The sequence below is a fragment of the Paenibacillus sp. LBL genome (genome assembly GCF_029893715.1).
GTDB lineage: Bacteria > Bacillota > Bacilli > Paenibacillales > Paenibacillaceae > Paenibacillus_AQ > Paenibacillus_AQ glucanolyticus.
This window is the reverse complement of sequence record NZ_JARXYU010000011.1, coordinates 48587-72162: the sequence shown is the minus strand read 5'-3', so window position 1 is coordinate 72162 and position 23576 is coordinate 48587. Positions and strand designations below refer to the sequence as shown.

The 23576-nt window shown below is 46.5% G+C and carries 22 protein-coding genes; 3 read left to right on the top strand and 19 right to left on the bottom strand.

The features are described 5' to 3' along the window. Window positions 1-91 precede the first annotated feature (91 nt). Both M2277_RS21125 and M2277_RS21120 read left to right on the top strand, forming a co-directional pair. Window positions 92-1192, top strand: coding sequence for an ABC transporter permease (locus M2277_RS21125; RefSeq protein WP_006207314.1), 1101 nt, complete (start codon window positions 92-94; stop codon window positions 1190-1192). Then, window positions 1192-1890, top strand: a complete 699-nt coding sequence (locus M2277_RS21120) for an ABC transporter ATP-binding protein (protein WP_006207315.1) — start codon at window positions 1192-1194, stop codon at window positions 1888-1890. The genes M2277_RS21125 and M2277_RS21120 overlap by 1 nt, the downstream gene beginning before the upstream one ends. Before the next feature lie 426 nt (window positions 1891-2316). Here the strand turns inward: M2277_RS21120 and M2277_RS21115 are convergent, their stop codons facing one another. The 18 genes from M2277_RS21115 to rpsF form a co-directional block, all read right to left on the bottom strand. Continuing rightward, the gene (locus M2277_RS21115) at window positions 2317-3606 is read right to left on the bottom strand and encodes an adenylosuccinate synthase (RefSeq protein ID WP_006207316.1); all 1290 of its coding nucleotides are present in this window, start codon (window positions 3604-3606) and stop codon (window positions 2317-2319) included. Window positions 3607-3962: 356 nt separating this feature from the next. Beyond that, window positions 3963-5327 carry a replicative DNA helicase gene (gene dnaB / locus M2277_RS21110; RefSeq protein WP_036640492.1) on the bottom strand — a complete coding sequence of 455 codons (1365 nt, stop codon included), beginning with the start codon at window positions 5325-5327 and terminating at the stop codon, window positions 3963-3965. A 1-nt stretch (window position 5328) separates the two neighbouring features. Further along, window positions 5329-5772, bottom strand: a complete 444-nt coding sequence (gene rplI, locus M2277_RS21105) for a 50S ribosomal protein L9 (protein WP_006207318.1) — start codon at window positions 5770-5772, stop codon at window positions 5329-5331. Then, window positions 5769-7769, bottom strand: coding sequence for a DHH family phosphoesterase (locus tag M2277_RS21100; protein ID WP_036640493.1), 2001 nt, complete (start codon window positions 7767-7769; stop codon window positions 5769-5771). Before M2277_RS21100 ends, rplI begins: the two co-directional genes overlap by 4 nt. A gap of 11 nt (window positions 7770-7780) precedes the next feature. After that, window positions 7781-8707: a DUF2232 domain-containing protein gene (locus M2277_RS21095; protein WP_253806067.1), complete on the bottom strand. Its 927-nt coding sequence runs from the start codon at window positions 8705-8707 to the stop codon at window positions 7781-7783. Then, window positions 8704-9006 carry a MazG-like family protein gene (locus M2277_RS21090; RefSeq protein ID WP_172964086.1) on the bottom strand — a complete coding sequence of 101 codons (303 nt, stop codon included), beginning with the start codon at window positions 9004-9006 and terminating at the stop codon, window positions 8704-8706. Before M2277_RS21090 ends, M2277_RS21095 begins: the two co-directional genes overlap by 4 nt. A 252-nt stretch (window positions 9007-9258) precedes the next feature. Then, the gene (locus M2277_RS21085; RefSeq protein WP_006207322.1) at window positions 9259-9702 is read right to left on the bottom strand and encodes a CBS domain-containing protein; all 444 of its coding nucleotides are present in this window, start codon (window positions 9700-9702) and stop codon (window positions 9259-9261) included. 231 nt (window positions 9703-9933) lie between these two features. Further along, window positions 9934-10920: an LCP family protein gene (locus M2277_RS21080; RefSeq protein ID WP_006207323.1), complete on the bottom strand. Its 987-nt coding sequence runs from the start codon at window positions 10918-10920 to the stop codon at window positions 9934-9936. A gap of 242 nt (window positions 10921-11162) precedes the next feature. Further along, a complete protein-coding gene (locus M2277_RS21075; RefSeq protein WP_006207324.1) occupies window positions 11163-12155 on the bottom strand; it encodes a D-alanyl-D-alanine carboxypeptidase family protein in 993 nt (330 codons plus the stop codon). 217 nt (window positions 12156-12372) lie between these two features. Next, window positions 12373-13338, bottom strand: coding sequence for an ABC transporter ATP-binding protein (locus M2277_RS21070; protein ID WP_006207325.1), 966 nt, complete (start codon window positions 13336-13338; stop codon window positions 12373-12375). Next, on the bottom strand, window positions 13335-14312 hold the full coding sequence (locus M2277_RS21065) for an ABC transporter ATP-binding protein (protein WP_006207326.1): 978 nt from the start codon (window positions 14310-14312) through the stop codon (window positions 13335-13337). Before M2277_RS21065 ends, M2277_RS21070 begins: the two co-directional genes overlap by 4 nt. Window positions 14313-14323: 11 nt before the next feature. After that, complete coding sequence (opp4C, locus tag M2277_RS21060; RefSeq protein ID WP_006207327.1) at window positions 14324-15247, bottom strand: oligopeptide ABC transporter permease; 924 nt, start codon at window positions 15245-15247, stop codon at window positions 14324-14326. Window positions 15248-15259: 12 nt separating this feature from the next. Then, entirely contained in the window at window positions 15260-16222 is a 963-nt protein-coding gene (locus M2277_RS21055; RefSeq protein ID WP_006207328.1) for an ABC transporter permease, read from the bottom strand. A gap of 66 nt (window positions 16223-16288) precedes the next feature. Then, complete coding sequence (locus M2277_RS21050; RefSeq protein WP_036640502.1) at window positions 16289-18055, bottom strand: ABC transporter substrate-binding protein; 1767 nt, start codon at window positions 18053-18055, stop codon at window positions 16289-16291. A 728-nt stretch (window positions 18056-18783) separates the two neighbouring features. Then, entirely contained in the window at window positions 18784-19458 is a 675-nt protein-coding gene (locus tag M2277_RS21045) for an SOS response-associated peptidase (RefSeq protein WP_036640504.1), read from the bottom strand. Window positions 19459-20292: 834 nt separating this feature from the next. Further along, window positions 20293-20565, bottom strand: coding sequence for a 30S ribosomal protein S18 (gene rpsR / locus M2277_RS21040; protein ID WP_006207333.1), 273 nt, complete (start codon window positions 20563-20565; stop codon window positions 20293-20295). Between the two features lie 21 nt (window positions 20566-20586). Further along, on the bottom strand, window positions 20587-21084 hold the full coding sequence (ssb, locus tag M2277_RS21035) for a single-stranded DNA-binding protein (protein WP_006207334.1): 498 nt from the start codon (window positions 21082-21084) through the stop codon (window positions 20587-20589). Window positions 21085-21130: 46 nt separating this feature from the next. Further along, window positions 21131-21415 (bottom strand): 30S ribosomal protein S6, encoded by a 285-nt coding sequence (rpsF, locus tag M2277_RS21030; RefSeq protein ID WP_036640509.1) that lies wholly within the window; start codon window positions 21413-21415, stop codon window positions 21131-21133. A 239-nt stretch (window positions 21416-21654) separates the two neighbouring features. Between rpsF and M2277_RS21025 the strand changes: the two genes are divergently transcribed. After that, window positions 21655-21849, top strand: coding sequence for a YjzC family protein (locus tag M2277_RS21025; protein WP_006207336.1), 195 nt, complete (start codon window positions 21655-21657; stop codon window positions 21847-21849). An 809-nt stretch (window positions 21850-22658) separates the two neighbouring features. On the opposite strand, the gene M2277_RS21020 is transcribed toward M2277_RS21025, so the two are convergent. Beyond that, the gene (locus tag M2277_RS21020; RefSeq protein ID WP_280755480.1) at window positions 22659-23561 is read right to left on the bottom strand and encodes an AbiTii domain-containing protein; all 903 of its coding nucleotides are present in this window, start codon (window positions 23559-23561) and stop codon (window positions 22659-22661) included. Window positions 23562-23576 lie beyond the last annotated feature (15 nt).

Genomic DNA, 23576 nt, shown 5'->3' with positions numbered 1-23576 from the left:
TGTTCATATTCCATTCCTATACTTGTGGCATATCCCGTAGTGATCATACAGGGAGAAGATGCTACCCATTACAGGAATGGAGATGAGAAACATGTTTCTTGCACTGCGCGAACTTCAACACGCGAAGCTGCGTTATTTGCTGATCGGCTTCATTATGGTACTGATATCCTGGCTTGTCCTGTTCGTCACCGGATTGGCTCAGGGGCTCTCTTCCGATAATGCCTCATCCATACAAAACATGAATGCCGACTATCTGATACTTCAGGAAGAGTCCGACCATCGGATCAACCGTTCCATTCTGACCGATGAGATCTGGAGAGAGATCCAGCGGCATCCGGCTGGAGACCATGCCTCCCCGCTGGGGGTCCACATGAACACCTTGACCAAGGAAGGCTCCACCGCCAAATTCGACGCGGCTTTCTTTGCCATCGATATGGCGAGTATGATGGCTCCCAAGGTTGTGGAAGGAACCATGATAAACAATACGGATGCGGAACATGTGATGGCTGACCGCTCCCTGAAGGATGACGGATACCGGCTTGGTGACCGGATCGTTGATCAGGCAAGAGGTGCTGCATTTACGATCGCAGCCTTTACAGAAGGACAGTCCTTCAGCCATGCCCCGGTCATTCACTTGAATTTTGAGGGATGGAAGGCGCTTCAGCCCAGCGGTTCACAGCAAGGGACCATCTATAATGCGGTCGCTCTGAATGGTAGTCAGGAGCAGATAGACGCCTTGGCTCAGGACATATCCGGCATCGAGATCATAACGAAAAGCGAGGCACTGCAGGGGATTCCCGGTTTTCAGGAGGAGCAGGGCTCACTCGTAATGATGATTGTGTTCTTGTTTGTCATCGCGGCTTTCGTACTGGCTGTGTTCTTCTACGTTATCACGATTCAAAAAATGAACCAGTTCGGCGTCCTGAAGGCCATTGGAGCTGGAACCGGCTATCTCGTAAGGAATCTGATCTTTCAAGTGCTGACACTGACCGTGGTCAGTCTTGCCATCAGTATCGGTCTAACTTACGGGGTATCCCTCCTGATAGCCGGCGCCGTTCCTTTTTCCTTAACTCCTTCCGTTGTTCTGCTCTGTTCCTTGCTGTTCCTGGCGGTTTCCCTGATGGGGTCTCTGCTGTCGCTCTATCGTGTTATCAAGATTGATGCAATCGAAGCTATCGGGAGGGCTGCATAATGAAACAATCCAAACTGATGCTGGATCAGGTGAGTAAGGAATTCGGCGACGGGGATACGTCCGTTAAAGTGCTGGACCGCATTTCACTGGATATCAAGAGCGGTGAGTTCGTAGCGGTGGTCGGTCCTTCCGGGTCCGGCAAGAGTACCTTCCTGTCCATAGCAGGGGCACTGCTATCTCCTACGCAGGGGCGAATCTGGATGGGTGATCATGAAGTCACCAAGCTGTCGGCCAAAAAAATGAATCAGCTGCGGCTGAGCCATATCGGATTTGTCTTTCAATCCTCGAATCTCATTCCGTATTTGACCGTTCGTGATCAGCTACTGTTAATTGCCAAGTTGGCCGGCCAGCAGGGCCAGGAACCAAAGCAGCGGGCAGACCATCTGCTTGAGCGCCTGGGCTTGTCCCATCGTAAGAATCATTATCCCGAGAGCCTGTCAGGCGGTGAACGCCAGCGCGTTGCCATTGCCCGGGCCTGGATGAACGACCCGGAGCTCATTCTGGCAGATGAGCCCACCGCCAGTCTGGATTCTGAACGCGGCCGGACCGTCGTGCAGATGTTGGCCGATGAGGTGAAGCTGCGCCAGAAGGCCGCCGTGATGGTCACCCATGACAAGCGTATGCTGGATCTGTGTGACCGGATTGTATATATCGAGGACGGCAAGCTGTCCGAGCAGCCGCAGCCGATTCTGCTGTAGAATGAAAAGACCGGATCCATCCCGACAAACCTGAGGATGAATCCGGTCTTTATTATGCTGAATGTGCAAACACATTCCAGCTCTCGAAGAAGGCCACATGCCCAATTGGCCGTATGGCTTCTGTCCCCCCTAAATCGAAATGACTGCATATATCCGCTGCCTTTAGCCCCAATTCCAAATAATCAGCGTGCTGTCCTCTATGTCTCTCTCCATTATAGGGTTGATGGACATGCTGCTAGGGGATAATATCCTCAGACAAAGGGACAAATCCTTCCACTTTTGGGTCTTGTATGTTATTTCCGAGGTACAATCATAGATTTCATTCCAAATAAAAAGAAAAACCCGCATGGCATCGCCATTAGCAGGTTTCGCAATATATCTTCTTTTCCAAATTGGAATGGATTCTACTCTTGTTCCAACTCGATATTATTTCTCATAAATCGGAAGCACTTGATTTGTCTGTTCCCGGTTGCGCCCTACGGAGAAGATGGAAATCGGAATACCAGTCAACTCCGATACACGTTCTACATAGCGGCGAGTATTCTCTGGCAGATCCTCCAGCGTCTTCGCTCCGGTAATGTCCTCGCTCCAGCCTGGCAGTTCTTCATAAATCGCTTCACATTCAGCCAGCATCTTCAAACTTGCTGGGTAATGTGTGATTTCCTCACCGCGGAATTTATAAGCGGTACAGATCTTAACGGTCTCAAGTCCGCTAAGCACGTCCAGGGAGTTCAGGGACAAGCCGGTAATGCCGCTTACGCGACGGGCGTGGCGCACAACCACGCTGTCAAACCAGCCTACGCGGCGGGCGCGTCCGGTGACGGTGCCGTATTCATGTCCTTTTTCACGGATATAATGGCCGATCTCATTGTCGAGCTCCGTCGGGAAGGGTCCGTCCCCTACACGCGTCGTATACGATTTAGCGACCCCAATCACTTGTTGAATCTTCGATGGTCCTACGCCGGAACCGATACATACACCGCCAGCAGAAGGGTTCGAAGAGGTTACGAACGGATACGTGCCTTGGTCGATGTCCAGCATGACCCCCTGTGCGCCTTCGAACAATACTTTTTGATTACCGTCAATGGCATCGTTCAGGACAACGGAAGTGTCACGCACATATTTACGAATGATTTCAGCGTATTGCAGGTATTGAATCAGGATTTCTTCAACCTCAAGTCCTTCCCCACCATACACTTGGGTAATCACTTGGTTCTTCTCCTTCACCATATGGCGAAGCTTCAATTCAAACTCTTCCGCATCCATCAGATCCGCGATCCGGATGCCGTTACGTGCGGCTTTATCCATGTAACAAGGGCCGATTCCCTTGCGAGTCGTGCCAATTTTGTTGGGACCTTTGCGATCCTCTTCCAGAGCGTCCAATACCATATGATAAGGCATGATAACATGAGCACGATCGCTGATTACCAGATTATCCGTGCTGAATCCATTATCATGAATATAATTAATCTCTTCAATAAGTGCAGCCGGGTTAACCACCATACCGTTTCCGATCACACAGGTTTTATCTTTATAGAATACTCCGGATGGAATCAAGCTAAGCTTGAATTTTTTACCGTCAATCAGAATGGTGTGGCCAGCATTATTGCCGCCTTGGTAACGGGCTACCACGTCAGCGCTTTCCGCTAAATAATCCGTGATCTTCCCTTTCCCTTCATCTCCCCATTGTGTTCCCACAACGACTACCGTTGACATAATCATTCCTCCGCCCGGGCTGTTACACCCTTATTATTTCACAAAACACTGATGTAATAAGCATTTCATTATGATTAAAAAACAACCTCACTGCATTAAAGCAGCAATAACAGTGTAACAGCCCCATTTTTTAAAGTCAAATACAAAAACGAACAATCGCACATCAGTGTGTACGATTGTTCGGAATTAGGACGAGATTATGGAATGATTTCTGCTTTATTCGGGAATGTGCAATAAGAAACGCCCTGAACTTACAGGTTGCGGCAGGTATTAGAGATTTTCCCGAACTTTACGACAAAGGCCACATGCGCCATTAAGAAACCAATAGAATCCTTGCTAACAAGCTGCCTCTGTCGTCACCCGGCTGCAAAGGCATCCGCATGCGTTCGCTCGTAATTAACGAACTTGTTAAAGTTCTTGAGGAACACCAGCTCTACTGTGCCTACGGGACCATTACGCTGTTTGGCAATGATGATCTCGATGATGTTCTTCTTCTCCGTTTCCTGATTGTAATAATCATCCCGGTATAAGAAGGCCACGATATCGGCATCCTGCTCAATTGAACCGGATTCCCGAAGGTCACTCATCATCGGACGCTTGTCCTGACGCTGCTCCACGCCCCGGCTGAGCTGTGACAGCGCAATAACCGGCACCTCAAGCTCCCGGGCAATCTGCTTGAGCGTACGTGAGATCTCAGATACCTCCTGCTGCCGGTTCTCGCCCGCCTTGCCGCGTCCATGAATGAGCTGCAGATAATCGATCAGTATCATGCCGAGCCCCTTCTCTTTCTTCAAACGGCGGCATTTTGCACGGATATCGGCAACCGTTACGCCGGGTGTATCATCAATGTAAATTTCCGCTTCCGACAGTGCCGCAATGCCCATGGTCAGCTTGGACCAATCGTCGTCACCCTTAAAATCCCCGTTCCGCATGACATTTGCATCCAGATTGGCCTCGGCGCAAATCATACGCTGAACCAATTGTGGCGCAGACATCTCCAGACTGAAGATGGCGACGGTTTCCTTAGCCCGGATAGCCACGTTCTGGGCAATATTCAGTGCGAAGGCCGTCTTACCTACGGACGGACGGGCCGCCACAATAATCAAGTCATTTCGCTGGAATCCACTCGTCATTTTATCCAGATCAACGAAGCCGGACGGAATCCCCGTTGTATTCCCACGGTTCTGGTGGAGGACCTCCACCTTCTCAAATACTTCCATCAGCACATCGCGAATCGCAATGAACCCGCTGCCTGTGCGTCGGTTGGAAATCTCCAGAATGCGGCGCTCTGCTTCACTCAGCATGCCGGATACATCTTCGCCTCCGGTGTATCCCTCGCTGACAATCTGTGTTGCTGTTCGAATCAACCGCCGCAGCATCGATTTCTCTTCGATAATCTGAGCGTAATAATCCACGTTGGCCGCCGTCGGAACCGCATGGGCCAGCTTCGCTAAATAACTGACTCCTCCGATTTCCTCCAGTTGGCCTTTATCCTGAAGAAGAGATGTAAGGGTCACCAGATCGATCGGTTGATTGCCTTCTCCAAGCTGCACCATAACTTCGTAAATCATCTGGTGCGTTTTATCGTAGAAGTCCTCGGACTGCACCCGCTCCATCGCTGTGATCAGCGCTTCACTCTGCAGCAGAATGGCACCCAGCACCGCCTGCTCTGCCTCAAGGTTCTGCGGAGGGACCCGATCGAAATAGAGTTCTCCTCCCATATTACTCCTCCGTGATTTGAACCTTGACCGTCGCCTTGACGTCAGGATGCAGCTTCACCGGAACCTGGGTTACACCCAGACTGCGGATCGGATCGCTAAGTTCAATTTTGCGTTTGTCGATTTTGATCTTCTGTCCTGCCAGCGCCTCAGCGATTTGTTTGCTTGTGATTGCTCCGAACAGCCGGCCGCCTTCGCCTGCTTTGGCTTTCAGGACAACCGTCATCTCTTCCAGCTTCTTGCCAAGTGCCTGTGCATCTTCCTTCTCCTGAGCTTTACGCTTCTCCTCGGAAGCTTGCTGCTGCTCCAGGTTCTTCATGTTGCCATCGGTTGCCGGGCGAGCAACGCCGCGCGGAATCAGAAAGTTGGTAGCGTATCCTTCGGATACTTCCTTCACTTCACCTTTCTTGCCTTGGCCCTTCATATCTTTTATGAAAATGACTTTCATTCAAATAACCCCTCTTTCGCTTCGATGTCCGCCAGTACCTCCATCAACTTCTCCTCTGCCTTCTCAGGCGTCGTATCCAGCTGTACTGCGGCGTTCGTTAAGTGTCCGCCTCCCCCGAGACGTTCCATAATCATCTGAACATTCATCTTGCCCATCGAACGGGCGCTAATACCAATCTTGCCGTCGGTGCGTTCGCTAATAACAAACGATGCCTGCACATCCGTCATATTAAGCAGCATATCCGCTACTTGAGCGATCAGCAGCTGCGGCATGGGCTCCCCGTTCTTCGATACCGCAATAGCGATATGGTCATATACCATTCTAGCATGTTTTACGATTTCTGCCTTCGCTATAAATTCTGTCAGATCTTCCTTGAGCACCCGCTGAATCATCATCGTATCGGCACCGTGACGCCGCAGGAATCCGGCGGCCTCGAATGTTCTCGATCCCGTGTGCAGCGCAAAATGCTTCGTGTCCACCGTAATCCCGGCTAATAACGCGGTGGCTTCAACCGGGGTAAGGGATACCCGCTCGTGAATATACTGAAGCACCTCCGTGACCAGCTCGCAGGTCGATGAAGCATACGGCTCAAGATAGATTAACACAGCGTCGTTGATGAACTCTTCACCGCGCCGATGGTGATCCATGACAACGACCCGGCTGGCACGATGCACCAGACGCGGTTCCATCGTCATGGAGGCTTTATGTGTATCAACGACAACCAGCAGCGTATGCTCCGTCATCATCTGCATCGCTTGTTCTGTCGAAACGAATCGGCTCATCAACGCCTCATCCTTCCGGACCTCTTCCATAATCCGTGAAATGGATGGGTTCAATCCCTCTAGGACAATGTAAGCCTCAACCTTGTACATCTGGGCAGCTTTCAGCACGCCGATGGCTGCTCCGATCACATCCATATCCGGCAGCTTATGCCCCATAATGATGACTTTGTCGCTCTCCTGCATCAAATCACGCAGCGCATGGGAGATGACGCGCGCTCTTACCCGCGTCCGCTTCTCCACCGCATTGGATTTACCGCCGTAGAAGGAAAGACGCTGGCCCGCTTTGACTGCGGCCTGGTCTCCGCCACGGCCAAGAGCCATATCCAGACTGGATTGCGCCAGCTGACCGAGCTCCGTGATGTCATCAGAGCCGAAGGCAAGGCCGACACTTAAGGTTAATGGCACCTTCAAATCAGCCGTCATCTCCCGGACTTCATCCAGGATCAGAAACCGGCTGTTCTCCAGTGCTTCCAGAGATCTGTGGTTCAGCATCATTAGATAACGATCCGACGAAAGTCTCCGCAGATAAACGTTAAATTCACGTGCCCAATCCGTGATCTCGCTGGTTACCTTTGCAATCAGCGCGGTCCGCTGCTGATCATCCATGCCCTGCGAAGCCTCATCGATGTTATCCAACATGATGATGCCCAGGGCCAGACGCTCATCCTCATAACGCTGCCTTAGCACCGCCAGCTCGGTGATCTCATCCAGATAAATCAGTCGTTCATCCGGAATGACCGTGGCTCCGTAGAACTTATCCTCGTGAGAGATCTCCAGCCTGATTTCCTTCGGCATTTTCTCCTTGTGTTCCTTCTTCTCTTGGGACTCCTGCAACGCTACCACCAGCTGGGGAAACAGCTCCTGCAAGGATACGCCAACCAGAGTCTGATTCGGAAACATGTTGACCACGAATTGATTATGCCATTCCAAGGTCCTGTCCTCGCTGTACAGCACAATGCCAAATGGCAGCACACTGACGGCTTCACCCTCTACCCGCTGAATCCGGAATGAGAGGTCACCGATGTAATCTACCAGCTCGCGGCGGAACTTCATCTCCGTCTTCAGCATGGCGTATCCGCCTGTTACCGCAAGCAGCAGCCCGACCAGGCCCAGGATCGTGTTGTAGAACGACAGGAAAATAACAAGCAAAAGCACTAGCGCAAACGCCCAGACGGTATGATAGCCGTGCCAGCGCTTCTGCAGAAATTTAGGCATGACTCATCACCCTATCTTTTGTTTTTACTAAAGGCCTGACGAAGTGGAAACGCCAGATCCAGGATTCCGATAATCATAGCCGGCGGGAACAGAACAATCGGGATAGCCGTCAAGAGCGGCACAATCGGATGCCATTTCCGCTCGTGAGCGAGGTAATAGAAGAACCCCAGCGCTTGAATCATGAAACAGATCTGCAGCAATGGCGTAGCATTGGCCACAATCATCTTCATGAAGGTATTGTCCGAATCGATGGTTGCAATATTGATGAAGAAAATAAGCAGGTAGTACCAGATCAGGGAGCGCGGCAGCATCCATTCTCTAGCCGGCTTCAGCCGAGGCACAGACAATCCCATGCTATGGAGTGTAGGGCGAGCCAGCGCGTGGGTTACCACGGTCATGAGAAACGAGCTGATGATCATCGCAAATGGAACCAAGCGCATCGTCTGATCCTTAATCAGCTGCGTATCAAGCTCCGTTCCCAGGAACTGACCACCGATCCCGCCTTCAACGCCCATCTCCGAAAGCGGAGCGGTCGTCATTTTCACGATCTCATCCACATAATCCGACAGGTTTAACTGGAAGAAAGCTGTGCTGATCATCAGCAGCAGAAGCATCTCCACCAGCATGACAGCCATGCCATACTTCAATACTTGCATTGCCGACTTCCGCTTCCTGTACAAATACCCCATAATAATTCCCGGAACCGCAAAATAAATCGCGAATAACAGATAGATGGGATCAATCAGAAGCGCAATAAGCCACACCGGCACCACATGCATAAAAAAAGATTTTGTATTCAAAGCCGTAAATAGAATCGCAACCGGCAGAACTAACAAGAAAGCCGTTACGATCGAAAAGGGTGTGAGTAATGATAGCAGCAGAAGCAAATAAATAACGCTCCATACCGCCGTAGTCCAGCGCAGTTTCAATATGTTCACCTCTTACGCAAATGTTCTTCGAGTGCGGAAATATCCTGGTACCAATCTTCCAGCTGATGTCCTTCCTGCTTATGCTTTTTCAATTTTTCTAACAAGAGATCATCCATATCCCGATAGGTCAAGCCGAGCCTTCGGCCCAGTATGTACGAGCTCATCATCAGGCTTGCCAAACTATCTCCAACCTTTGTAGTGCTGCCTTCCCATAGAGCTTTGAATAACCGGGATACATTATCGATTACTTCGGTTTTGAGCCATTCAATCACTTTAGCGCGTTTAGCTACATCCAAGTCCTTCGGCATATTTGGCATATCCATCTCTCCCTGAAAACAGCTTTATTCTCCATTATAGCATAAAAAAAAGCCACCCACACAAAGGCCCAGGGCACCCTGTCCATCCTTTAGTCCCATGGGAAAGAGATAACCTACCTTCTCTTTGTACTCCAATTAGGCCCAGCTTATTCCCCCGACTTCTGATCTTTTGGATAACTATGAAAAAACAGGGCGTGTTACCCACGTCATCATCGCGGTCCCACACCCTTGTTATTTACAATCCTAGATGGATTGAGGCGCCCCTTGGGACTCCATCGTCTCCTTGGAAACAAACCGTTCACAGTACTCAATAATGAGGCTTCTGCGCACAATCCCGATAAAGCGATTCATATCATCCACAACTGGCACGAAGTTCTGCACTTTTGCTAGATTAATCAGATCCTCCATCCGGGCATCGATGGACACCGGCTTCATGTCCATGCGGAAAGGAACATCCTTTAGCAAAAATTTCGAAGCGTTCTCAAATGTGATTTTGCCATCCGAGTTCTTCATATGCCACAACAGATCCCCTTCGGTCACCGTTCCAGCATACTCGCCGTTCTTACCGAGTACGGGCACAGCCGTATATCGATGAAACTCCATGCGTTCCAGCGTCTGTCTGAGTGTGGAATCCAGCGTTAAACAGATTACTTCCTGCTTCGGCAATAGAAAAAAAGCGATATTCATAAAACATTATCCTCCTTATGACTTCAACATCATGAAGCCATGTTAAGTAACCTTCTCTTATGAAGCCTAGGTATGCAGGTTACTCCTTCCCCTATCCATACTCATACATACGTTAGCTTCATCGTTCTGATTCCCTTGTATAGGGCAGAAAATCAGCAGCCAGACAACCCGGACTGCTGATTGAGGTGAAGCAACGCACTATGACCATCATCCGGAAGTACCGGTGTTTATTTATTTCAGTTTTTGCTTCTCTGCATCTTTTGGCTGCAGCAGTTGGTTGGCCGGTGTGTTCGGATTCATCCAGCTGTCAATCAGATCGCGGGCTTCCTGCACATCTTCCATATCGGGTTCATTATAATAAACACCGCCTATTTTCATGCCTTCGCCCATAATCGTATAGCTGGTCATATCCACCTTGCCTCCAGTCAGCATCTGCTTGGCCAGATCAATAATGAACTTTGGCTGCATGTCGGTTTGGAAATTATCACCCATGATCTCAATCAGCTCCGGCACCTTGCCGATCTGATCAAGCTTCATGACCCGCTTGGCAGCGACATCCAGAAACACCTGTTGTCTCTTCGCCCGATTAAAGTCGCTATCTTCACGGTAACGCACATAATTCAAGGCTTCCTCACCGTTGTAAATCGGCTTGTTTGCCTCGATTGTAAATTTCTCGTGGTCTTTGCCTTTATTGACGATATCCTTGCCAATCGGCAGTTCAACCCCGCCAATGGCGTCAACCACGTCCTTCAATCCCTGAAAATTAATGGAGGCATAATAGTTGAGGTCCTCCTCAAAAAATGCTTCCATCGTATCTTTGGCCATCTGATGACCACCAAAGGCAAATGCGTGGTTAATCTTATCCTTCTTGTCCTTACCGATAATATCGACATACGTGTCCCTTGGAACTGAAATGAGCAGCACCTTGGAATCCAGTGGACGCACAACTGCATAGATCAACGTGTCCGAACGCGCAGGCTCATCCTCCCGCTGGTCACTGCCCAGCAGCATGACAGAGAACGGTTCGCTTTGAAGTACTACAGGCTCGGGTGTCTTGTCGCTCTGCAGCGGTTTATACGATTTCTGCAATGATTCCTCTACATCCTTTGCCATAAACAAATCAAAGGCTACAACCGCAAGCTGTGTTCTGAACAAAAATGCGGATGATCCCAGCAGTATGACAACAGCGAGAGTAATATATATTGATTTCCTCTTCATGAGTTCGATTCCTTCTTTATTATAAAATAAATTAATGGATAAGTCAGATCGTTAAAGGCCCTTAATTGCACCCAAAGCTACTTGGCTCACCCTCCTTTCCTTATTAAACGGGATATCCTCCCGTTGACTCACTTTTATTTAGAAGACCAGCTTCAGCACATCATCTATTGTAAACCAGATGATTATCAATTGTGAACCCTTCACGGGCAGTTCTATAAATCTACCAAATCTTCATCTATCAGCTAAACAGCAAGCTTATCATGTGAAAGAGCAAGCTTATCATGCGAAAGAGCAGCTGCGATTCCCGAATATTGAAACCAGTCATCCAGCCGCTCTTTCCATGTTAACGTTTTGGCAAATCCGTAGTCAAATAGCTTTCGGGTCTCCTCAAATCTTGCTTCTTTGGATTCAGTTCCCATGACAACCGCGATAAGCCGGCTGCCTTGCTTCTCGGCTGTACCCGTGAAACAGTACCCTGCGTTGACCGTGTATCCTGTCTTTAAGCCGTCTGTACCTTCATAAGAGTAGGGGCCTCCCAGTGACGGCAGCATCCAGTTGGTGTTGCTTAAATATAAATTTCGTCCACTTATTTTCGTTTGAGTCTTGCTGGAGGTGCTGAGAATATCGGGGTGGCTTTTAATCAAATGCGCGGCAAGCTTGGCAGTGTCTTCGGCTGTCATCACGGTTTCTCTCTCCGAAGACCATTCCTGGTCGTTGTCCGTATGGCTCTCTACGCCCGAAGCATTCACGAAATGCGTAGAACTGGACATCCCGATCTCTTTAGCCTTGGCATTCATCTTCTGGACAAACGCCTCCTCGGAACCTGCAAAATGCTCCGCAAGAGCGACGGCGGCATCATTGGCCGAATAAACCGTTATGCTCTGGAACAACTCGCGCACCGTAAGGAATTCACCGGACTTTAAGGCAATCTTAATTCCACTTACGCCGCTTGCCGTATCGCTGATCTGAACTTCATCATCCCAGGATTTTTTTCCTGTTTTGATATCATCCAGTATCACCAATTCTGTCATCAGCTTGGACATGCTTGCAGGCGGTAAGGGGATATCGCCGTTCTCGCTGAGCAAAATACGCCCGGTGTTCAGATCCATCAAGACAACCGCTCGCGCGTCCACCTTGGGCCTAAACCCCGCTCGTTCTATATTTCCTATGACCACCGCCCCAATGGGTACGGTTATTAACAATACCATCACCAGCCAAAGCCACCGTTTTTTCATAGAATTTAGCCCTCCATACTATTAGACGGATGAAACGGGCATTTGGTCTGCTTTTTTTCAAAAAAAATATTTAGGAATATTTGTAAGTTCATTCACTGGTTTAACGGAAAAAAGGACCCCCATCCGCCCATAGACGGAGGAAATCCTTCAGTAACTCTGTTAAACTTCTTATCCATATGAAGTTAATTGTCAGAAAATTTAGATAAGAAGAGTCATATTAAGCGTAGTGACAAGCTACAAAATGATTATCGCCCATATTGCGGTATTCTGGAATCTCCTGTTTGCACAGATCCGAAGCCAGCGGACAGCGAGTGTGGAACTTACAGCCGGATGGCGGATTCGCCGGGCTTGGAATGTCGCCTTTCAGTACGATCCGATCGCGCTTCAGCGTTGGATCCGGTACGGGTACGGCTGACAGCAACGCTTTGGTATAAGGATGCAGCGGATTGCGGAACAGCTCTTCCTTGCTGGCCATTTCTACCATCGATCCCAGATACATTACCCCAATTCGATTGCACAAATGCTCTACAACGCTGAGATCATGAGAAATGAACAGATAGGTCAACTGCTTCTCACGCTGCAAGTCACTAAGCAAGTTGATGATTTGCGCTTGGATTGAAACATCCAATGCCGATACGGGCTCATCCGCTACGATAAAGTCGGGATTTAGAATCAACGCACGGGCAATCCCGATCCGTTGTCGTTGTCCGCCAGAGAATTCATGCGGATAACGATCATAGTGATATGCGGCAAGGCCGCAGATCTCAAGCGTTTCAATAACCCGGTCTTTAAGTTCTCTGCGATTAACTAAGCCGTGGTCAATCAGAGCCTCGCCAATCGCTTCCCCTACTTTAATTCTTGGGTTCAGCGAGCTAAATGGATCCTGAAACACGATTTGCATTTTCGGACGAAGTGCACGCAATTTCTCTTTAGATAATGAATGGATATCCTGACCATTGAAGATTACTTTACCTTCTGTTTTTTCCAGCAAGCGAAGAATGGTCCGGCCAATGGTGCTCTTACCGCAGCCTGATTCGCCTACAAGCCCAAATGATTCGCCTTTGTTAATGGAAAAGCTGACGCCATCGACCGCTTTTACATTGCCCACCGTCCGCTGCAATATGCCGCCGGTAATGGGAAAGTATTTCTTCAAACCATCAATTTCGACCAGTGCCTGACTCATTGTGCTTTCCCCTCCTCTTCATACAACCAGCAAGCGACCTTGTGGCCATTCGGATCGGTACCGAGCGGAGGTGTTTTCTCTGTACATATCTGCATGCACGATTCACAGCGATCATGGAAATGACAGTTGTCTCCAAGATCCACCGGGTTTGGAACCTGTCCCGGAATTGAGTACAGACGTTCCTGCGTCTGGTTAATAATCGGTTTAGCTTTCAGAAGTCCTTTGGTATAAGGATGCTTCGGATGCTTGAAGAGCTCGATTACAGGCGCTTCTTCAATGACTTTGCCTGCATACATAACTACAACATAATCCGCCATCTCGGCGACCACACCCAGGTCATGCGTAATTAACATAATGGATGTGTTCAGCTTCCCTTTAATATCGCGCATCAGATCCAGAATCTGGGCCTGAATCGTAACGTCGAGTGCTGTTGTTGGCTCATCAGCGATCAAGAGCTTCGGATTACAGCTGAGTGCAATGGCAATCATGATCCGCTGGCGCATACCGCCACTAAGTTCATGCGGATAAGAGTCGAAAATCTTCTCCGCACGCGGAATCCCAACGAGATTAATGAGGTCAATTGCACGTTTTTTTGCTTCTTTACGATTAACCAACTGATGAAGCAGAATCGGTTCAACAATTTGTTCCCCGATCGTCAATACCGGGTTGAGTGAGGTCATCGGTTCCTGGAAGATCATGGCGATATCATTACCACGAATCAAGCTCATTTCGCGCTTGCTCATCTTCAGAAGGTCCTTGCCATCATAAAAAATCTCGCCCCCTACTGGAGGTGTATCAATTAAACGCATGAGTGACATGGCTGTCACGCTTTTACCACAGCCCGATTCACCTACCACGCACAGTGTTTCGCCTTCACGGATTTTGAAGCTGACATCGTCGACGGCTTTTACAGTACCTGCGGAGGTTTGAAAATGCGTTTTTAAATTACGGAATTCAACTAATTCTTTTGCCATATTCGCATCTCCTACTTCTTCATTTTCGGGTCAAGTGCGTCGCGAAGCCCGTCACCAATCAAGTTGATTGCTACAACCGTTACAAGAATGCACATGCCTGGCGGTATCCAGAGCCACGGTCTCTTACGGAAGTCAATCAAATTGTTTGCGGCTGAGATCATATTCCCCCATGATGGCGTTGGTGGAACAACACCAACCCCGAGAAAGCTTAATGCAGATTCATAAATAATCGCACCTGCTACGCCTAATGTTGCCGATACAATAATGATAGGAATCGTATTGGGCAGCAAATGACGGAAGATTTTCCGACGATCTTTAAGCCCCAAAGCTTCCGTTGCCTGCATAAACTCCTGTTCACGAAGAGTCAATATTTGCCCCCGCACGAGACGGGAAATACCGCTCCAGCCGAGTACACCGATAATCAGCATTAGGAAATAGATACGATCTGCTGGTTCGACCTTCAAGTCGGACAAGATAGCACCCAAAATAATGAGGATCGGCAGTGTAGGCAAGGCCATGAAGATGTCAGCCATACGCATAATCAGCGTATCTACCCATCTGCGATAAAATCCTGCCAAAGCGCCAAGGGTGGCACCGATAATAATGGAAATCCCTGTGGCTACAAGTCCAACCGTAAGGGATATTCTGCCCGCGAGCATCATACGCAGGAGAATGTCACGCCCCAGTTTATCGGTTCCTAGCCAGAACTTCGAGCTTGGGGGCAAATTCTTGTCAGCTACACTGTAATCATATAAGGAATAAGGTGAGAATACTGGGCCAACAAAACATAACAAAAACATAAATACGATTATGAAAAGTCCAATGACAGCGAGACGGTTTCTGGAAAAACGGCGAATAGCTATTCGCCATGGAGAATCCGGCTGCTTCTTCTGAACTGGTAGATTCGTTTTTAATGGTGCAGCCTCTGCGGACAAATGAATCTCCTCCTACTTTAAGCGAATTCTTGGATCTGCAGCTCCATACAGAACGTCAGACAACAGGTTGCCGAGAAGTGTCAGTATAGATATGAATACCGTGAAACCTAGCATAAACGGATAATCCCGCATGCTGATGGATTCCAGATATACTTGACCTACCCCGGGCCAGATGAAAATCTTCTCCAAAATGATGGCCCCACCAAATAAGCTTGGTAGTTCGAAGCCCATCAAAGTGATCGCAGGGAGCATTGCATTGCGCAGCGCATGCTTGAAGATAACCGTACGTTCTTTCAAGCCTTTAGCCCGAGCAGTCCGAATGTAATCCTGACGGATAACTTCCAGCATGCTTGTACGGAAATACCGCGTCAAACCACCTGTGCTTAGCATGGTAAGTACGGTAACCGGCATGAACATATGCCATGCAATATCAACAAGTTGATCCCATGTGTTTCCATTAAACCCTGAAGTCTTCATGCCGCCAACCGGGAACCACCCTAAATCCAAAGCTAAAAACTTGATAAGAAGGAGTCCAATAAAGAAAGAAGGCAGTGACATACACAAAAAGATAACTAATGTGACAATCTTATCAAATAAAGAGTATTGGAACTTGGCTGAGAATACGCCAGCAAATATTGCAATAATCCAACTCAATATCAAACTGAAAAAGGCAATAAAAAAGGAATTCCATACATAGTTCCCCATTACGGTTGTAACAGGTTGTTTGTGCACAAGGGAATCTCCGAGATTACCCTTTAACATATTGCCGACCCACGTCAGATAACGCTCGACTGGCGGCTTATCCAAACCGTAAATTGCCCGAAGCTGTGCTGCCTTCTCAGCAGTCATCGTCGGGTTGTTCACTGCAGTGATATAATCACCTGGTACCAAAGATGATATAGCAAATATGATAATTGAAATCCCGATCATTGTCGGGATAATCTGCAGCAGCCTCCGGATAATGTACTGCTTCATAATATTCCTCCCGGCTTATAAGTGGATATGCCCAGCTCTTGCGAGCTGAGCATATGTTTCTTGATGCTATTGTTCAATTTCCGCTTTGTAAAGATCAATAGCGAAAGTTTTGTAAGGCGTAATATCGATGCCGTTCAATCTGGAGTTGATTGTCCATGCATCACGTCTTTGATAAATCGGGAGGTCCGGAACATCTGCGTTCAGAATTCGATATGCTTCTGCATAAGCTGCTTTACGTTCTTCCAGATCAAAGGCGTTCAAACCTTTTTTCATAGCTGCGTCATAAGCAGGATTGGAGTATCCGATATCGTTCTGATTTCCATCCGTAATATATACAGTGGAGTCTGGATCTGGAGTCAAGCCCCATGCAGCAAAGAACATTTCGAACTCGCCTTTATCCTTCTTGTCCATGATGGCGTTAAAATCCAAAGTTTCTGCGGTTAATTTGATACCCAACTCTTGGTAATTTTGAGTCATTACTGGAATCAGCGCATCAATTACCGGGTTGTCTGCTGTAGCAGAGAAATGAATTTCAAATTTCTTGCCGTCTTTTTCGCGGATGCCGTCAGCACCTGGTGCCCAGCCTGCTTCATCAAGAAGCTGCTTCGCTTTCTCCATATCAAACTCGTGAGGCTCAATGCCTTCTTCTGTGTAAGCCCATGATTGGCTGGACTGTGGAATGTTGATCACGTTAGCATATTGACCATAGATGATTTCTACAACTTCTGCACGGTTCAAACCATAGATCAAAGCCTGACGGACTTTAGGATCTTGGAATTTTGGATCTTTATGGTTCATTGCAACATAGCCATAACCATTGGTTGGGAAAATGTTAATGTCCAGGAAGCCCATTTCTTTCAAAGCCTCTACATTATCCTCGTTTACTGTAACCATATCCATATCGATCTCACCGGATTGGAACATAGCCAATCTGGTTTCTTCAGTTGTTGTTTTGTAAATTACGTTTTTGATTTTTGGTGCGCCCAGGAAATAGTTAGGATTTGCTTCCAATACTACCTCTTGACCTGGGGAGAAGCTCTTCAGTACATATTGACCGCTGCCAATAGGTTTAGCGTGCAGTTCTTTCATGTACTCGAGATTTCCTTGCTTGTAACCTTTGCCATAGTAAGATTCTGGAACAAACGAAACGGTTCCGAGATTGTCTTTTGTCATCGCATTTGCTTCTGTAACTTCAATTTCAATCGTGTTATCATCGATAACTTTAATACCGGAAATATCGGTAGCTTTGCCTTCGTTATACTCTTTACCGCCTTTGATGTTGACAGACAGCATATCGGTTTGACCGTCATAGCTGGAATCATGATAAACCTTCATTGCAAACGCATAATCTTTTACTGTAACCGGGTCACCGTTTGAATAGGTAACGCCTGGTTTCAATTTGAATGTATACTTCAACTTATCCTCGGAAACCTCAACACTTTCAGCCAAACGGTTCGCGTAAGTACCGTCACCTTGAATAGAGAAGAAAGAGTCGAACATAGCTTCTACAACAAATTTGTCATATGCAGTTTGCCAGTAGAATGGGCTAAATACCCCTTTTGGTGCTGTCATACCAACAATAAGTGTATCTTTACGATTCAATGCAGCTGCTGGGTTCAATGATGGATCAGTAGCTTCGAAGTAACCTTGGCTCTCATCTCCACCTTCGGCTGGCGGTTCTGTAGTTTCTGTGCCATTGCCTTCAGCTGGTGGTTGCTCTGTTTGCTCCCCTTGACTTGGTGGCTGTTCTGCTGTTCCTCCGCCCGAGCACGCTGCCAGAACCGTAACGGCCATGAGCATGATCACGAACAAGAGTGACATTCTTTTCTTCATGCGAATCCTCCTCTTAAAAAATGTTGTTGCTATAAATTATCAGGACGAATATTGAAATCATCCTTAAATAATTTCGGGTACTTATACTTAAAAGTTCCTGGGATGTCATTGCATGATGTGAAATAAATTGAAAGATTTACAGAAAATATACCATTGGTCAATTAGTGCCAAAGTCTCTAGCAATATCTTCTTGCCTATAAAATTAATGTTATGATACGTGTAAATTTAGGTAACGTCAATTACTTTTTTTCATTTTTCTCAAAAATCATGTTTTTAACGTCGTTTTTGGGGGTAATAATTAAGTTTATTTCCGTTGTATATCCTTAGTTTACTGAAAATGTATGTAATATCAAGATTTATTTACAATAAATAACTATAAACTCATTGGTATTTGCACTGTTTACGTCATGAATCATAACACAGTATTTTATTAATCATTTAAAACCTTTTGTTTTTCAATATTTCGGTCAAATAAATGTTATGTTATATTACACAATACCATTTAGTTCCTTCTTGATAAAGCAAGAACTTAATTCCATGTTATATATCATTCTGACCATAAGCTTTTACTCGTTATTAGATGACGTAATTCATCCGCTTTCCATATTTTCATAGTTTAGTCCACTGCTCCATTAACGCTAAAAAAGCAACCCGAGCACAGCTCCAGATTGCTTTTTGCTTTGAATTCCATGTCAGATAAATCGACCTTTGTCTTTCATACTTACGAACTATAGGTTCTTCACCCAAGCTAATTTTAAATCCATTTCTTCAATACACTGCTGATGATCATGCGAATCGTCAGCTATAAGTGGTGTTACTGGATACATCCGCATCTGTCCCCGATACGTGTTAAGCAGCGGATAGACCGCATTCGTTCCCTGGACCTCAGGATCTAACCACTTGCGCATATTCTCTTCTGACAAAATAGCTGGCATGCGCGTTTCGAATTCCCGAATGGCTTCATTCGCTTCTGTCATTAAGACCGTGCATGTTCTCATTTCGTTGCCTCTGGCATCCCGCCATGTCTCATATAGCCCTGCCATGCCGAAAATTTCATTCTCCCCGATAACCGTTCTGACAGCATAACCCCGTTTACCAATCGTTCTCCAGTAATATAAACCGTTGCATGGAATAACGCATCGTCTCGTATCGATTGCTCTCCGGTATGTTGGGTTCTGATCCACTGTCGTAAAATCGGCATTGACCGCGTCCTTTCCCCAATATGGAACCAGCCCCCAGCGATACTCATCAAGCACGCGCTCCCCCTGCTCCTGTACGATGACGGGCATGGTTTGGGTTGGACTAATATTATACCGGCTCTTATAATAATACATTACCCGATGGATACCAAAACGTTCATTCACCTCATCGATCCCTGCGGATAGTGAGAATCTTCTGCACATACAACTACCTCCTTTTTCCTTATCGTTTGGATAATGGAGGAGGAATATGCATAATAAGACTAACATCATTGAGCTTCCACTTCATGTACGCTTGTATCCCTGGAGTGGACATCAGGGAACTGAAAGATTTCTGCAAATTTTATGTAATCACAATATTAAATTTTCTTTAGTGCAATATTACAGCAATGTGCGTTCTCTCTGATTAAATAGGCAGAACATCCTCTTCTATATAGAGGCATAAATGATGCTGTAATGATCTCATTTTTCGATACATCTCTTGTAGATTTCTTGGACTGTTTATTTAATGGGTTTCATGCTTATTTAAGGTGGCCTCTGTATAGCTATATATAATAGAAGGAATTTTTTTCGAAGGGTGGTTTTCAGCCGTTTATTTTTAATTTTTCTTTCTGAATGAAGGTCTAAATCATTCTTGACAATGTATTGCTTGCAATAGACAATGTCCATTTGAAACAGACAGGGTTTCAGGGCTTTAAAACTGGAAAGCTTTACACCGCACTTGTATTTCTTGTGCACAGCCATGTAATCAAAATGTACACTCTGAGGAGACAGTATTCTTCTACGAAGACATTGTATCCCAACATTTGGTTAAACTGATATCACCATAAATTTGATGATTACTTTCACTGCTGTGATGATATGAGCCCAGGCATTTTCTCTTTGCTGATCGTTCAGCTTTTATCAGAGGGGCAATTTATACCTCTAGCAAGAAGGATCATGCCTGCTAAGCTACCTCTGCTCGCAGACAAGCTGTTGACTTACACAATAAAAAAGCGATCCAGCCTATGGTTAGGCTGGATCGCTGGAGCACAATGATTACTCAGTTGTGTATGGAAGCAATGCGATTTGACGGGAGCGTTTGATCGCAATCGTCAGAGCACGCTGGTATTTTGCACTAGTGCCTGTTACACGACGAGGCAAGATTTTTCCGCGCTCGCTGATGAATTTTTTGAGCAGATCTGTATCTTTATAATCAATGTGAGTAATTTTGTTCACAGTGAAGAAACATACTTTACGACGCTTGTTACGGCCGCCACGGCGTGCCGGTCTTTTGTCGTTGTCTCCGCCTTCTCTTTGTTTAAAAGCCATGCGTTGTCAGTCCTTTCCGTATTAAAATGGCAAATCATCATCCGATATATCGATCGGTTTTCCTTCATCGGAAAAAGGATCCTGATTGTTGTTTCGCGAGTAGTTATTGTTCCCACGGTTTCCGCCGCTGCTATTGCTGCTGCTGCTTCCTCCGCTGAACGACGATTCCTCACGAGTTCCTCCGCCACCGCTTGTTTCACGGTTTGACTCCAAGAAGCGAACATTATCGGCAATGACTTCGGTGACGTATACACGCTTACCTTCGTTATTCTCGTAATTCCGCACTTGAATGCGCCCCTCAACAGCCGTCAGACGGCCTTTACGCAGATAGTTGGCACAAGTCTCCGCAAGCTGTCTCCAGGTCACGACCGGAATAAAATCCGCTTCGCGCTCCCCGCCTTGTCCAGTAAATGGACGATCAACAGCAAGTGTAAATTGCGTTACAGCAACACCTGAAGGAGTATATCGCAGCTCGGGATCCTTAGTCAGTCGGCCAATCAAAATGACACGGTTCAACAATCCAATCCCCTCCTAGAACGAAATCAATTACAAAGTCTTCTACATCTTAAGCAACGTCGTTCGTGATGAGATAACGAATAACTTCGTCAGAAATCTTCATGAGACGCTCAAGTTCAGCTACAACTTCAGGTGTTGCGTTGAAGTTTACCAGAACGAATACGCCATCACGGAATTTCTTGATCTCATACGCAAGACGGCGTTTACCCATTACGTCATGCTTTGTAATTTCTCCGCCGTTGGAGATGATGCCTTGGAATTTATCGACTGCAGCTTGAACAGCTTCTTGTTCAATGTCAGGACGAATAATGTACATCACTTCATATTTGCGCATATGTTTCACCTCCTTATGGACTTCGGCCCTCAATCCCTGTTGAGAGCAAGGAGCGAGTCTAACTCGCACCATAATACTATATCAGAACGGATGATCGGATGCAAGTTTCTTTTCCCTGTCGTACAGGCACTCTTCCCTTTATTACCGCGCTTTTCTCACATTCCCTGCGATGATTTGCCGTCCATTGGCGCATGATAATACATGCAGTCCATCCATCATAATGAGGAGGTAGACCCGCAATGGGAGAACAGACCGAATTTCGTGCAGGCGACAAGGCCCCTAACAACGGGGTTTATATGGAAGTAGGCGTCAGAGACCATATCATGGGGATCGAGAATCCGCGCCAGATCAAAATGAGCCGGGGTGACACCTTTCCAGAAACCCAGAATGATGACCGTGTATGGTTGAATAAACGCAGAGTACAGCCTAAGTAACAAAAGAAAGCTGTGCTCACTTTTATCAAATAAGCCGCGTCACTGTTGATTCATTGTATCTGCAGATGGCATTCGCGTGATACAGGTTCCGCCATCAATTGGGCTTTATGGATCCACATATCCATCCACGTGAATCCCTCATTGAACAGCGAGGCATATATTTCCATCAACGTAACCATGCATACAAATCATGCTTCAGGCGCACATTATAATCAGGCGGTGCATGAGAGAGGTGTGGTTCCGTTGAACGTTGCAGCTGAACGACGCATGAGGTTTCTGATATTCACACGGATTGCAAGCTAAGGAAATGAGCCGAATGCTTGACCTCTTGGACAAGTGAAGCTATTGACAAGGTTCGCATAAGTGCTGATAAAATGATTCCAATTCACAAGCACCGCCTACCCAGAAGGAAGGGCCCAATCGGGTCCTTCTTTTTTTCACTTCAGCAAGTGGATTGGATAAATTCCTTAGCAAATCGAAAAACACTCTCTGCAGGATAACCTTGCAAGAGAGTGTCTTATTCAAAGGTGCATATACAGCTTACACCTAACTTATGTAACCGTCTCGTTTACATCCATAACAGCGGAACTTATAAACGATGGTGGCGGAAAGGGTGGGATTCGAACCCACGCACGCCTTGCGACGCCTAACTGATTTCGAGTCACATTTTCGTTATCGTTTCCGGTATAACTGGCGTTTTATCAACGTTCAGCTTACGGCCACATAACGGATTGATTCGGTCACATCTACGCTTATCGGATTAGTTTCTACTATTATAATAGCATGAAGATACAACCTCATCAACCTAATTATAGATATGGAAAGTCTAATTTGGACATCTCATGTATCAATCCGGAGGCAATTAGATTGGTACTTACCCCCCCAAGAGTTTTCTTAAGCAAAGTGAGTCCTTTCTTAATTACACCATGATCAGGATTCTCAGAGTTAGCTTCTTCTTTAATGTTAGCCAATTCTTTCTTTACTTCATTTTCAATGTCAGCTGCCAGGTTGAGTTTGCTTAGATTCTCATCGAAGGTTTCTACAAACTTAATCAGGGAATCGCTATTATAATTTGATATACTTAAGGATTGTTCAGATCCTGTTGTAGCTTGTTGTATTTGAGACTGGTTCATATTTTCAATAATATTTACAATATTATAGGAGTGCTCTTTTGCTGTTTCTTTTTCTTTCACCGAGAAACTCATCCCTTCTCCTGTTATACCATCCTCTTCTAGCTTTATTGACCATTCCAATATTATATTTCTAACAGAATGAAGAATCTGTTCTACCTGTGAACTTGAAATTTGCATTCTAAACGAAGTTTGAAATGGAGTCTGTTTTTGTAGTAATTTTACTCCCTCTACTGGATAACTCATTTCTAAAGTTCCCTTTGAATTCTTAACAGCTGACTCAAGCTCTGTTACAGATTGGCCTACCATTCTTGAACTAAATAACATTTGTAGTTTACTACCATCAAACTCAATTGGCCTCCACCCATAGTAAGGATTATAGAACTGAGCCTGCCCTTTTATATTTCGATACTCCGGTACTGTATCCCCGCCAGTGTACCCATTCATCTCATTTTGGAGCCAGTTTTGGAAGTCTGGAATATTCAGCTTTCTTGCAACAACATATGCCTTCTTTATTAAGTCAGCAATACTTACTTTAGAGTCTAGTGCATCTCGTTGAAGTTCCACAACCAATGACGTCATAAAGTTTGCCCCTCT